This window comes from Azorhizobium sp. AG788 (assembly GCF_004364705.1).
Taxonomy (GTDB): domain Bacteria; phylum Pseudomonadota; class Alphaproteobacteria; order Rhizobiales; family Xanthobacteraceae; genus Azorhizobium; species Azorhizobium caulinodans.
In genome coordinates, this window is the sequence record NZ_SOBM01000003.1 from 493537 (window position 1) to 506154 (window position 12618).

General features: G+C 68.5%; 12 protein-coding genes and 1 riboswitch. Of the genes, 6 read left to right on the top strand and 6 right to left on the bottom strand.

Translation table 11 applies throughout. From position 1 onward, the window contains the following. Positions 1-53: 53 nt before the first annotated feature. On the top strand, positions 54-674 hold the full coding sequence (locus DFO45_RS10100) for a 2,3-bisphosphoglycerate-dependent phosphoglycerate mutase (RefSeq protein ID WP_133864734.1): 621 nt from the start codon (positions 54-56) through the stop codon (positions 672-674). A 62-nt stretch (positions 675-736) separates the two neighbouring features. Here the strand turns inward: DFO45_RS10100 and DFO45_RS10105 are convergent, their stop codons facing one another. The 4 genes from DFO45_RS10105 to DFO45_RS10120 are packed head-to-tail and all read right to left on the bottom strand — an operon-like array spanning position 737 to position 4111. After that, a complete protein-coding gene (locus DFO45_RS10105; protein ID WP_166657091.1) occupies positions 737-1510 on the bottom strand; it encodes an SGNH/GDSL hydrolase family protein in 774 nt (257 codons plus the stop codon). Positions 1511-1523: 13 nt separating this feature from the next. Then, positions 1524-2309, bottom strand: a complete 786-nt coding sequence (locus DFO45_RS10110) for an SGNH/GDSL hydrolase family protein (RefSeq protein WP_133864736.1) — start codon at positions 2307-2309, stop codon at positions 1524-1526. Next, positions 2306-3517: an OpgC domain-containing protein gene (locus DFO45_RS10115; protein WP_012168684.1), complete on the bottom strand. Its 1212-nt coding sequence runs from the start codon at positions 3515-3517 to the stop codon at positions 2306-2308. The genes DFO45_RS10110 and DFO45_RS10115 overlap by 4 nt, the downstream gene beginning before the upstream one ends. Before the next feature lie 3 nt (positions 3518-3520). Continuing rightward, positions 3521-4111, bottom strand: a complete 591-nt coding sequence (locus DFO45_RS10120; RefSeq protein WP_043878719.1) for an HdeD family acid-resistance protein — start codon at positions 4109-4111, stop codon at positions 3521-3523. Positions 4112-4237: 126 nt separating this feature from the next. On the opposite strand from DFO45_RS10120, the gene DFO45_RS10125 reads away from it, so the two are divergent. Further along, entirely contained in the window at positions 4238-4915 is a 678-nt protein-coding gene (locus DFO45_RS10125; RefSeq protein WP_043879877.1) for a DUF1345 domain-containing protein, read from the top strand. Positions 4916-4939: 24 nt separating this feature from the next. On the opposite strand, the gene DFO45_RS10130 is transcribed toward DFO45_RS10125, so the two are convergent. Beyond that, positions 4940-6889: a cytochrome c gene (locus DFO45_RS10130; protein WP_133864737.1), complete on the bottom strand. Its 1950-nt coding sequence runs from the start codon at positions 6887-6889 to the stop codon at positions 4940-4942. Positions 6890-7002: 113 nt separating this feature from the next. Between DFO45_RS10130 and ligA the strand changes: the two genes are divergently transcribed. Together ligA and DFO45_RS10140 are read left to right on the top strand one after the other, a co-directional pair. Further along, entirely contained in the window at positions 7003-9222 is a 2220-nt protein-coding gene (ligA, locus tag DFO45_RS10135) for an NAD-dependent DNA ligase LigA (protein ID WP_133864738.1), read from the top strand. Between the two features lie 45 nt (positions 9223-9267). Continuing rightward, a riboswitch (cobalamin riboswitch) is annotated at positions 9268-9462 on the top strand. Positions 9463-9583: 121 nt separating this feature from the next. Further along, positions 9584-10240 carry an energy-coupling factor ABC transporter permease gene (locus DFO45_RS10140; RefSeq protein ID WP_133864739.1) on the top strand — a complete coding sequence of 219 codons (657 nt, stop codon included), beginning with the start codon at positions 9584-9586 and terminating at the stop codon, positions 10238-10240. Positions 10241-10300: 60 nt separating this feature from the next. On the opposite strand, the gene recR is transcribed toward DFO45_RS10140, so the two are convergent. Beyond that, positions 10301-10906: a recombination mediator RecR gene (gene recR, locus DFO45_RS10145; RefSeq protein ID WP_012168678.1), complete on the bottom strand. Its 606-nt coding sequence runs from the start codon at positions 10904-10906 to the stop codon at positions 10301-10303. 176 nt (positions 10907-11082) lie between these two features. Between recR and DFO45_RS10150 the strand changes: the two genes are divergently transcribed. After that, positions 11083-12243 carry an HPP family protein gene (locus tag DFO45_RS10150; protein WP_133864740.1) on the top strand — a complete coding sequence of 387 codons (1161 nt, stop codon included), beginning with the start codon at positions 11083-11085 and terminating at the stop codon, positions 12241-12243. After that, complete coding sequence (locus DFO45_RS10155; protein ID WP_133864741.1) at positions 12243-12617, top strand: group III truncated hemoglobin; 375 nt, start codon at positions 12243-12245, stop codon at positions 12615-12617. The genes DFO45_RS10150 and DFO45_RS10155 overlap by 1 nt, the downstream gene beginning before the upstream one ends. Position 12618: the final 1 nt, after the last annotated feature.

The window sequence follows — 12618 nt, forward strand, 5'->3', positions numbered from 1 at the left end:
CGGCCCGGCGGCCTCAGCCGCCGAGGACCCGCCAGCCACGCAAGGACATTCCTATGGACCGGCTTCTCGTCCTCGTCCGTCATGGACAGAGCGAGTGGAATCTCAAGAACCTCTTCACCGGCTGGCGTGACCCGAACCTGACCGATCAGGGCGTCAACGAAGCCCGCCGCGCCGGCGCGCTGCTCGCCGCCGAGGGCCTGAGCTTCGACGTGGCCTATACCTCGGCCCTCACCCGCGCCCAGCGCACCTGCCAGCTGGTGCTGGAGGAAATGGGCCTCACCGGCCTCAGGACCATCGCCGACCAGGCGCTGAACGAGCGCGACTACGGCGATCTCTCCGGCCTCAACAAGGACGATGCCCGCGCCAAGTTCGGCGAGGAGCAGGTGCATGTGTGGCGCCGCTCCTATGACATCTCCCCGCCCGGCGGCGAGAGCCTGCGCGACACGGTCGCCCGCGTGCTCCCCTATTTCGTGCAGGAGATCCTGCCGAGCGTGCTGCGCGGCGAGCGCACTCTGGTGGCGGCGCACGGCAATTCCCTGCGCGCGCTGGTGATGGTGCTGGAACGTCTATCGCCGGAAGGCATCATGAAGCGCGAGCTCGCCACCGGCGCGCCCATCCTCTACCGCCTCGGCGCCGATGCGACCGTGAGCGAGAAGCGGGACATCCTGATCTGAGCGTTTCCGACGATCGGTCGGAGCATGGAACGGGGCCGGTGCGACCGGCCCCTTTTTTTGCCTCAGCGCGGGCGCGGCACGGCGGTGGAGGCCACCGCCGGCTGGGCCGGGGCCTTGAGGCCCATCGCCACGCTGTAGGCCAGCGAGCGGCCGAGGCAGTCATAGGCAAAGTCGTTGCCGTGCAGGCCGTCGAAGGCGCTCATCTGCGGGAAGCTGATCTTGTCGCGGTCATGCCACACCTGCATCATCGCGAAGCGATGAAAGACCGGCACGTTCATCTCGCGCCCCACGTCGTCGATCAGCTTCACCATCGGCTTGGAATCCGGGTCCGCCACCACCCAGGGGGCGTACTGCGGGTCCATCAGCACCACTTCCGCGCCATAGCCCCGAAGCTGGGTGATGCCGGTCCGGATGGTTTCGCCGATGTTGCCAAGGCCGAACTGCCGCAGAAGGGCGTTCGTGCCCACCTGCCAGATCACCACATCCGGCTGCGCCGGAGCGACGTCCCGGTCCATGCGGCGCACGTTCTCGGGCGCGTCCTCGCCGTTCACGCCGCGGTTGAGCACGGTGATGGTGGTGCCGGGAAAGCGCGCCGCCAGTTCCTGCTGGAGGCGCGCCGGATAGGTGCGGTCCGGACCGGAGGCGCCGACGCCTGCCGTGGAGGACGAGCCGAGCACCACGATGGTGAGCTGCTTGGTCTTCGCCAGCTTGTCAGCGGCCCGCGGCAACCGGAGTGCCGGCTGGCTGGTGACAGTCGAGCACACCGGGGTTTCGGCGTGGGCGACGGCGGGAAGGGTGAGCGGCAGCGCGAGGACACCGAGACGGAAAAGGGACATCAGACGCATTGGATCACTGGGTCTCCGGCGCAGCCATGCCGTTGGTGATGAAGCGGGCGAGCAGATCACCGACACACCGGTGAACATCCTCGAACATGCTGGCGCCGGGCTGGAGATCGGAAAGGTCGAACGTCCCCTCCTCCGCCCAGTAGCGCATGATGTCGTAGCGGTTGAACAGCGCCGCGCCCTCAGACTTCACGGTCCAGCGCAGCGCCTGAAGATATGGCCCGGCGTCGAACATGAAGTCGGTGCGGGGACTATATTGCATGGTGATGACGATGGCGTCCGCCTGCCGCGCATGGATGGCCTGCACGCCGGACGAGAGCTTGGTGCCGAAGGCCGACATGTCGGTGCCCTTCAGCACGTCGGTGGACCCGAGCTGCCAGATCACGAGGTCGTAGCCGGACGGGGCGACAGGCGCGGAGAGGGCCGCATTCAGCAGCGGCAGGCTCTCGCCCGCGCCGGCCCGCGGCTCCATGCGGTTCGTCACCGTGACGTCGACGCCCGGCAGGCGCTGGGATAGAGCGGCGGCAAGGCTCGCGGGATAGCGCTTGGCCTCCACCGTCTCGGTGACGGCCGGCATGCGCACGGCGGCGAAGACCAGCACCCGCAGCCGCTTGCCCTTGCGCACCGCCTCCGCCGCCCGGCGCAGCGGCACCTTGGGCGTGAGATAGCGGTCAGGCGCGGGGCAGGCCCGGACGGCGGACGCCGCGGGCGCCGCCGGCTGAGCCGCCAGCGTTCCCGGCGTGATGCACGCCAGGGCCAGTGCGATCATCCATGGCCCGACCCTGCGGATCATGCCGGTCCTCCGGGAGGCCGCTCGGGCCCCCGCCGTTTCTCATTCTCATGATACCACGACATCACGGCGGCGAGCGCAACCATGATTGCGATTCCTGCCAAGCTGACAGCCATATGGACCCACAGTCGGCCGCTCACTTCCACCAGCACCAGATGGGCGCCGAAGGAGAGGAAGACGCCAAGGCAGAAGATCTCCAGCGAATGCTGTCCGCACAGCACCAGGGGCCGGGCGAGCGGCGAGGTCAGCCCCCGCCAGTCCCGCGGCACGAAATGCACCACCACCAGCGCCAATGCGAGGAAGTGGAAGAAGCGCAGCAGAGACATGTCGGTCTTGGAAATGGGATAGATCAGTTCGCCCAGTTCCTCCGGCACGACACCATCAAGCGCGGGGACGCTCCAGCTCAGCACCACGACGGCCGAGACCACCAGGAAGAGGCCGGCGGCCACCACCGCCACCCGTGAGCGCAGCACGGGCTCCAGCCGCTCCGATCCGCCGATGGCGCACCAGCCGGCGAAGACGAAGAGCAGTTGCCAGGCGAGCGGGTTGAACAGCCAGACATGCTCCTCCGGCCAGCCGGGCAGGTTCCAGCCCATGGCGCGCGTCACCGCATAAAGCGCGACGGACAGGCCAAGGGTGAGATTGGGCCGCCGCAGCAGGCCCGCAAGCACCAGCGGAAGGGCGGCCATCAGCAGGATGTAAAGTGGCAGGATGTCCGTGTTGGCCGGCTTGAAGCGCAGCAGCAGCGCCTGGATGAGCGTCACGTCCGGCTCGTCGAGGAAGCGCAGGACGTTGGTCTCCTCCGCATAGAGCGGATTGTTGAACCGACCCGCCACGTAGGAGATCTGGGCGAGGAAGACCACGAACAGGAAGACGAAGGCCACGTAGAGCTGCCACGCCCGCTTCAGCGCGCGGGCGGAGGCGATGACGAAGCCGCGCTCATGCATCACCCGGCCATAGACCATCGCGGCCGTGTAGCCGGAGATGAAGACGAAGATTTCGGACGCGTCGCTGAAGCCGAAATTCCGCAACGTCACCATGTTGAGGACGTTCGTCGGAACGTGGTCGAGGAAGATCAGCCACAGCGCCAGGCCGCGGAAGAAATCGAGCCTCAGGTCGCGCGGTGCGGGCGCGGGACGCGCACGCACCGGCAGGCGCACCACGGTCCCGGTGCGCGCCCCTTCCCCCCTCGCCCGGCGCGGTTCCGCCACGGGTCAGACGCCCTTGCCCCGCAGGGCAAGGCCGAACACCAGCGTGGCCACCCCGTTCACGATCAGCTCCACCCCCAGGAGCAGACCGAGAATGGTGAGGCTGCTCACCGGCCAGTGGGCGATGATGACCGCCCCGAGGAGCAGCGTCACGACGCCGGACAGAACGATGAAGATCCAGCCGTCGGTGCCCCGCGCGCCGAGGCCGGCGGCGATGCGGAACACGCCGCTCACCACGAAGGCGACGCCGAGCATCAGCGTGATGACGCCGGCCGCCAGCAGCGGCTCGGACATGATGAGCCCGCCGGCCACCACATAAAGCAGGCCGCAGACGAGCCACACCGCGAACCGGCTCCATTCCCGCACCCGGAAAGCGTGCAGCACCTGCACGACGCCGGCCACGAGGATCATCGCGCCCACATAGAGCGCGGTGGCGAAGGTGGAGGCGACGAGATGCGCCAGCGCCACGAACCCGAGCAGGATGAAGACGGCGCCGAGGGCGACGAACCAGCCCCAGGAATGCCGCATCTGGGACAGTCCCGGCAGCAGAGGCCCGCCGGGAGCGATGCCGCCCCGCGCATCGTTGGGAATCGTCATGGAAGCCTCCATCCGCAACCTGGAGCGCAATCATAGGCGACCTTGGCGGCCGATGCTAAGACATCGCCGCGTCCACACGCGGGAATGATGCCGCACGAACACGCCATCCGCACCACAAAGGCTCCCATGTCCCGCTCCACCCCTCCCGTTCCGACCCTGGGTGCGGCCTTGCGGCGAGGCGTGCGCCTGCACCGCCGGCTCGCCATCGCCGTGGGGGTCGCCATCGTGATCGTGCTTTTCGCGCCCATGCTGAGCTTCCGCACCCGCCTGCTGGTGGGCTGGGACGCGGGCATCGCGCTGTGGCTCATCCTCACCCTGCATATGGTCAACGGCTCCAATGCGGCGAAGATCCGGGCCCGCGCCGCCGAGGAGGACGAAGGCGCCGCCGCCATCCTCATCGGCTGCCTGCTCGCCAGCTTCAGCAGCCTCGTGGCGGTGGTGATGGAGGCGGGAGCGACCGCCCATGCCAGCGGCGCGGCGGCAGCGCACATCCTGCTCGCCATCGGCACGCTGGCGCTGTCCTGGTGCTTCATCCACGGCATCTACGCGCTGCACTATGCCCGCGAATATTATGCGCCCGACGTCGACTGCCATCCCATGCTCGGCTTTCCGGGCTCTCAGGAGCCGGATGCCTGGGACTTCATGTATTTCTCCTTCACCATCGGCACCTCGGCGCAGACGGCGGACGTGAGCGTGAACTCGGCGCGGATGCGCCGCTTCGTGCTCGGCCACCAGCTCGTGGCCTATGCCTTCAACGCCTCCGTGCTGGCGCTGGGCGTCAACGTCGCGGCGGGACTGGTCTGACCCACCGCGACGGTTGTTTGCCGACTATTTCGCCGCGACCGTCGGCGTCGGCAGCAGTTGCAGCGTGCCGATGACCTGCTGGCCGAAGCTGTTCAGCAGGTTGTTCTGCTCCGCGATCGACGTGCCGGGCAGCGCCGCAACCGCCGGGCAATAGGCGAGGATCAGGGCGTTCGCCACATCCGCCCGCCGCGCCTTCGGGTTCTGCTGCACCAGCGTCGTCGCATAGGTCTTGGCGGCATCTCCGCTGACCGGCGGCTTCGGCGTGCCCAGCAGCGCGACCGCCGCATCCCCGAGCGCCTTGGGCACCTGCTTGCCGTCATTCGCCGGGCAGGCCAGCTTGGCGGCAAGGCTCGCCGGCTCACGGCCGATGAGGCCCGTGCCCGCCGGCACCGCCCAGATCACCGGCACGTCCGGAATGGTGCCGGAGGCGAGGCGAGACGAAATGGCGGCGGCCACCTGCAGCGTCCAGCGGCGCAGGTCGCCATATTTCTGCCAGTCGGGCGCCTGGCTCGCCGCCACCACCGGGCAGTAAGCGGCGGTGAGCGCATCCACCACGCCATTGGGCGAGCTGTCGCCGGAGGCCGAGGTGTAAGCATCCGCGAGCTTGTCGATGGCGCGCGAACCGCCCTGGATCATTTGGGTGAGCGAGGCGACCACCTTGGCTTCCGGCCCGCTGTTGCCCGGCGCGCCGCCGACTTTCGGGCAGTCGAAGGAGGAGGCGACCTGCGTGCCATAGTCGGGCACATGGGCGGTGGCGCGCCATGCGGCCACCATGCCGGCGGTGGCATTGGCGGTGCCGCCGTTGCCCCACGAGGTGCGCACGTAATTCACGAGGTCCGCCACCTGGCTGTCGGACAGGCGGCCGGCGAAGGAGGGCATGGCGCCATAGGTGCCGCCCGCCGGCAGGCCGCCCAGCACCGCCATGATGACGTTATAGGGCTCGGCCGCCGTGACCGCCGGATTGCCCGCGAGCGGCGGCACCGCGACGCCCGCGCCGACCCCGCCGTCGCGATGACAGGGAGCGCAATTGTCGATGTAGCTCTTGGCCGCGCGCACATAGACATCATGCGGCAAGGGGGAAGCCGCCTCGGGGGCGGGCTTGTCCTTGGGCGGCGGGCTGTCGAGCAGATAGGTCACCATTGCGTCGATGTCGCCGGGGGTGAGATAGGCAAGGCTCTCGTGCACCACCTCGGCCATGGGGCCGAACACGGAGGTCTTGCCCGGTGCCGATCCGGTGCGCAGGAACTGGGAGAGCGTATCCTTGGTCCAGGTCTTGGCCAGCGCGGCGGAGGCGATGTCCGGCGCATAGAAGCCGTCCACCTCGGAGCCGGTGAAGATGTCCTTCGACTTCACCGCGCCCATGATGTTGCGCGGCGAATGGCAGTCCGAGCAGTGGCCCAGCGCCTCCACCAGATAGGCGCCGCGGTTCCAGCTGTCGCTCTTGCCAGCGGTGGGCTTGAAGGTGGCGGGCGTGAAGAAGAGTTCGCGCCACGCCAGAAGGCCGAGGCGGACGTTGAAGGGGAACTTCAGCTCGTTTTCCCGATCGGGCTGCGCCACCGGCTGGATGCGGCGCACAAAGGCCCAGAGCGCCTTCAGATCATCGTCCGTGATGCCCGTGTAGGCGTCGAACGGCATGGCCGGATAGAGATAGGCACCGTCCTTGCGGATGCCGTTGTGCAGGGCCGCCTTGAAGTCGTCGAAGGTCCAGCTGCCGATGCCATATTGCGGGTCGGACGTGATGTTGACCGAATACATTACGCCGAAGGGCGTCTTGAAGGGCAGGCCGCCCGCATAGGGCTTCGACTTGTCGCCCGTGTGGCAGGGCATGCAGTCGGCCGCGCGGGCGAGATAGGCGCCGCGATCCACAAGAGCCGCATCGTCACTCGCCGCCTGCGCAGCGGCGGAGCCGATGCCCCCGAAGCCCGCCAAGCCCAGACAGGCCGCCCCCAGAATGGTGTTCCTCATCCCCGCCATGGCCGTTTCCCCGTTTGCCTTGGGAGGTACATTGGACGGGTTACAAAAAAGAGACAATCGCCAGTTGCAGGCGCCCATTGCTGAACCGGGCGGCTTCCAGCAAAAAGACGTCCATGACCGCGAACCGCCCCGCCCTTCCGACCCGCGACAAGGCCGTCTCCGACCTCTCGGCGACCGAGGCCTCCGACGAGCATGCCGCCCTCTCGCAGGAGATCGCGTCCCATGACGCGCGCTACTATCAGGAGGACGCGCCGGTCATTTCGGATGCCGATTACGACCGGCTACGGCGGCGCTATGAGGACATCGAGGCGCGCTTCCCAGCGCTCAAGAATGACGACAGCCTCTCGCGCAAGGTGGGCGCGGCGCCTTCGGCGAAATTCGCCAAGGTGGTCCATCAGGTGCCTATGCTCTCGCTCCAGAACGCCTTCTCCGACGAGGAGGTGGAGGAGTTCGTGGCCCGCGTGCGGCGCTTCCTCAATTTGGCCGAGAGCGCGGAACTCGCCTTCACGGCCGAGCCGAAGATCGACGGTTTGTCCTGCTCCCTGCGCTACGAGGGCGGCGTTCTGGTGCGGGCGGCCACGCGCGGCGACGGGACGCAGGGCGAGGACGTGACCGCCAACGTGCGGACCATTGCGGAAATCCCCCATCGCCTGACGGGCGCGGGCGTGCCGGACGTCATCGACATCCGGGGCGAGGTCTATATGGGCAAGGCGGACTTCCTCGCCCTCAATGCCCGGCAGGCGGAGGCCGGCAAGCCGGTGTTCGCCAATCCGCGCAATGCGGCGGCGGGCTCGCTGCGCCAGCTCGATCCCGAAATCACCCGGTCGCGCCCCTTGCGCTTCTTCGCTTATGCCTGGGGGCAGGCCGAGCCCGGTCCGCCCGGTGCCAGCCAGCATGAGGTGGTGGACGCCTTCCGGCGCTTCGGCCTGCCCACGAATCCGCTCACCATCCGCGTCACCGATGCGGCGGGGCTGCTGGCCCATTACCGGAAGATCGGGGCGGAGCGCGCGAGCCTCGGCTATGACATCGACGGCGTGGTCTACAAGGTGGACAGCCTCGCGCTTCAGGAGCGCCTCGGCTTCGTCTCCCGCTCGCCGCGCTGGGCCATCGCCCACAAGTTCGCCGCCGAGCAGGCGACCACGGTCATCGAGGCCATCGAGATCCAGGTCGGCCGCACCGGGGCGCTCACGCCGGTGGCGAAGCTCACGCCCGTCACCGTGGGCGGCGTCGTCGTCTCCAACGCGACGCTGCACAATGAGGATTACATCCGCGCCATCGGCGGCAATGGCGAAGAGATCCGCGAGGGCATCGACATCCGCGTCGGCGACACCGTGGTGGTCCAGCGCGCCGGCGATGTGATCCCGCAGGTGGTCTCCGTGGTGCTGGACAAGCGCCCGGCCGGGGCCACGGCCTATCAGTTCCCGCACCACTGCCCCGTCTGCAACAGCCAGGCGGTGCGCGAGGTGGACCCCAAGACCGGCAAGCAGGATGCGGTGCGCCGCTGCACCGGCGGCCTCATCTGCCCGGCGCAGGCGGTGGAGCGGCTGCGCCACTTCGTCTCCCGCAACGCCTTCGACATCGAGGGTCTGGGGGAGAAACAGGCCCACGCTTTCTATGAGTGGAAGCTGATCGCGGAGCCGGCCGACATCTTCCGCCTCCAGGCCCGCAACGAACAGTCGCTCTCGAAGCTGGAAAACCGCGAGGGCTGGGGCAAGACCTCGGCGCAGAACCTCTTCGCCGCCATCGAGGCCCGGCGCACCATCGCGCTCGACCGCTTCATCTTCGCCCTCGGCATCCGCCATGTGGGCGAGACCAATGCCAAGCGGCTCGCCCGCCATTACGGCTCGGTGGAGGCCCTGCGCGATGCCGCCATCGGCGCCGAGATGCCCACCGAGATGGAGGAGGCCTCCGAGGAGACCCCGCCCACCCGCCGCCGCAAGCCGCAGGGCAATGAGGTGTGGCAGGAGATGACGGACATCGACGGCATCGGCGCCGTGGTGGCCGAGGCGGTGGTGGAGTTCTTCCGCGAGCCGCACAACCGGCAGGTCGTGGAAGAGCTGCTGAAGGAAGTCACCCCCCAGCCGCTGGAGGCCGTCGCCTCAACGTCGCCCGTCTCGGGCAAGACCGTGGTCTTCACCGGATCCTTGGAGCGCATGACCCGCGACGAGGCCAAAGCCATGGCCGAGCGCCTCGGCGCCAAGGTCGCCGGCTCGGTCTCCGGCAAGACCGACCTTCTGGTCGCTGGCCCCGGCGCGGGCTCCAAGCTGGAGAAGGCCCGCAGCCTCGGGGTGAAGACCATCACCGAGGACGAGTGGTTCGATCTGGTGGGCTGAGCCTGCCGCAGCTGACGTAAAGGTGGCGGCGCGGCATCGGCTTGGCTAAGGTGTCATCGGGAAGGTGCGGCCCTTAGGGACCGTGAAAAGGGAATCCGGTGCGGCCACAAGGCCCAGGCCGGAGCTGCCCCCGCAACTGTAAGCGGCCGAAGACGCGATCCTCATGCCACGGGCACGCCCCGGAAGGCGATCGCGGACAGGACGCGAGCCAGGAGACCTGCCTTCCCGCAACTGAACTCGAAGCCGTCGGCGGGACGGATGGGGGTGGACATGACGACCGACAGCGCCTGAGCCGCCGCGCGTGCGTGCCGCGCCAAAGCGCGCGCCCCCTGACCCGTTCTCTTTCATCCGGAATTTTCCCATGCATATCGAACCCGGCATCCTGTCGGCCGCCAAGGTCGTCGCCGCCAACGCCGCCGCGCTCGCGACCCTGGGTGTCTACGCCCCCAGGCTCGTGCGGGCGCCCACCGAACTGGTGAAGACGGTGCTCGCCGCCGGCTTTTTCTCGGTTTTCATGGAGCTCTACCACCTGCCCGTGGGTGCCTCGGAGCTGCATTTCGTCGGCGCCTCGGCCGTCTACTTCATCTTCGGCTTCGTGCCGACGCTGTTCGGCTTCGCCCTCGGCCTGCTGCTTCAGGGCGCGCTGTTCGAGCCGCAGGACCTCGTCCATCTCGGCGTGAACAGCCTCTCGCTCATGGTGCCGCTGATCGCCGTGCACGAGACCTTCGGCAAGCGCTTCTTCGCCCGCGACGAGAGCAAGCTCCCCGTCTCCTGGGCGCAGATCCTGAAGTTCGATGCGGCCTATTATGCGGGCGTGGTCAGCATGGTCGGCTTCTGGCTGGCCTTCGGCGAGGAAGCGACCCCGGTTCATGACTGGGCGCTGTTCGCCGCCTCCTACCTGCCGCTGGTGCTGTGCGAGCCCATCTTCACCTTCGTGGCGCTGAAGCTGCTCGGCCGCATCGAGAACACCCGCGCCGTGCGCCGCTTCACCGTGGTGGGCGAACTCGCCACCCGCTGACGCGACCAGTCATCGCGTGACCAGCCGGCCGGGGAAACCCGGCCGGTTCTGTTTTGAGGGTCAGAGCGCCGTGCGGGCGCGGATGGCGGCGGAGAGCGTGCCTTCATCCAGATGATCCAGCTCCCCGCCCACCGGCACGCCATGGGCAAGGCGCGTGACCTTCACGCCGGTCTCCCGCAGCAGATCGGTGACATAATGGGCGGTGGTCTGAGCATCCACGGTGGCGCCGAGCGCGAGGATCACCTCGTTGACGCCGCCCGCCCCCACGCGCTCAACGAGCTTTGTCAGATTGAGGTCATCCGGGCCTACGCCGTCGAGCGGCGAGAGCACGCCGCCGAGCACATGATACTTGGCGTTGATGGCGTTGGCCCGCTCCAGCGCCCAGAGGTCCGCTACCTCCGCCACCACCACGAGCACGCTCGAATCGCGATGGATGTCCGTGCACACGGTGCAAGGGTCGCGCACGTCCACGTTCCCACACACCTGACACTCGACGATCTTGCCGAGCACGTCCTGCAAGGCGAGGCCGAGGGGGGCCATCAGCGTCTCGCGCTTCTTGATGAGATGCAGCGTCGCCCGGCGGGCCGAGCGCGGGCCGAGACCCGGCAGGCGGCCCAGAAGCTGGATGAGGCGTTCGATCTCGGGACCGGCCACGGCACGGGACATCAGCGGCACACTTTCACAAATCGGCTTCCCGTCATGTAGCGCGCCACCCGCCGGAGCGCCAATCCGGGACCAGCCAGCCGCACCAAGGCATTGGCATTACGTATGCCAATGTTGCCCACGGATCAGGCTTCCTGCTAATTCATTGGGCAACAAACAAGCCGAACGGGAGGCGCCCCATGCTCGAAACCCTGAAGCGGCTCATTCCGCCCATCGGGCCGGTGAGCCCGTCCGAGCAGGTCCGCGCCGCCTGCGGGGCGCTGCTCGGCATCTTCCTGACCGGCTTCATCACCCGTCTCGCGCTCGGCTCGGGCTCCGCCGTGCCGCTGCTCATCGCCCCCATGGGCGCGTCCGCCGTGCTGCTGTTCGCCGTGCCGTCGAGCCCGCTCGCGCAGCCCTGGTCGATCCTCGGCGGGAATCTGGTGGCCTCCACCGTCGGCGTCACCGCCACCATGTGGATCCCCGATCCCTTCCTCGCCGGAGGCGTCGGCGTGGGCGGGGCCATTGCGCTCATGCTGGCGCTGCGCTGCGTGCATCCGCCCAGCGGGGCGGTGGCGCTCACCGCGGTGGTGGGCGGCCCGGCGGTGACCAAGCTCGGCTATGCGTTCGTCTTGTGGCCGGTGATGGTGAATTCGCTGGTCATCCTCTCGGTCGCCATCGCCTACAACAACCTCACGCGCCGGCGCTATCCGCACCTCGCCCCGCTCAAGACGCCGGCCCCGGCGGCGCAGGAGGCCCGCGCGGCCACCTTCGCCCATCAGGACATCATCGCCGCCCTGCGGGAGGCGGACGAACTGATCGACGTGGACCCGTCCGACCTCGAGGACATCCTGCACCGCGCCCAGCTCCGCGCGTTCGATCGGCGCTCGGACGGGCTCACCTGCGGAGACATCATGACGCGGCACGTGCTCGCGGTCTCTCCCGCCACCCCCATTCTGGAGGCCATGGAACTGTTGCGGTCCGGCCGGACCAAGGTGCTGCCGGTCACCAGCGACAAGGCGGAGGTGATCGGCGTCCTCACCCAGACCGACTTGCTGGACAAGGTGGACTGGGACCATAAAGGCCCGCGCCTCGGCTTCGGCAGGCGCGTCAGCGCGGCTCTCCGCGCCGGGCGGGCGCCGGATGGAACGGTGGAGGAGATCATGAGCACGCCGGTCACCGCCGTCACCGCCGAGATGCGCGTCGCCGCCCTCGTGCCGCTCATGTCGCAGAGCGGGATGCACCACATTCCGGTGGTGGACGACAAAGGCCAGCTCGCCGGCGTGGTCAGCCAGGGCGATCTCATCGCCGCGCTGATCCAGGGCCGCGGCGAGGCTCCCCCCGCCCAAGTGGCCTCCTGATGCACGATCACGTCACGCCGCAGACCATCGCGGACCTGCTGGACCGCTTCTATGCGAAGGCGCGAGCGCACGAACGGCTCGGCCTGGTCTTCAACGCGGCGGTGGACGACTGGCCCGAGCACATGGCGACGCTCAACGCATTCTGGGGCTCCATCATGCTGGCGAGCCGCCAGTACAAGGGCAATCCGCTCGCCATGCACCGCGCCCTGCCGCTGACGCCGGACCTGTTCGGCGACTGGCTGGCGCTGTGGCGGCAGACCACGGGCGAGATGTTCACGCCCGAACTGGCCGTCCTTTTCGTGGACAAGGCGGAGCGCATCGCCGAGAGCCTCAAGGCGGGGCTCTTCTTCGACCCCGCCGCATTCCGGCGCTGAA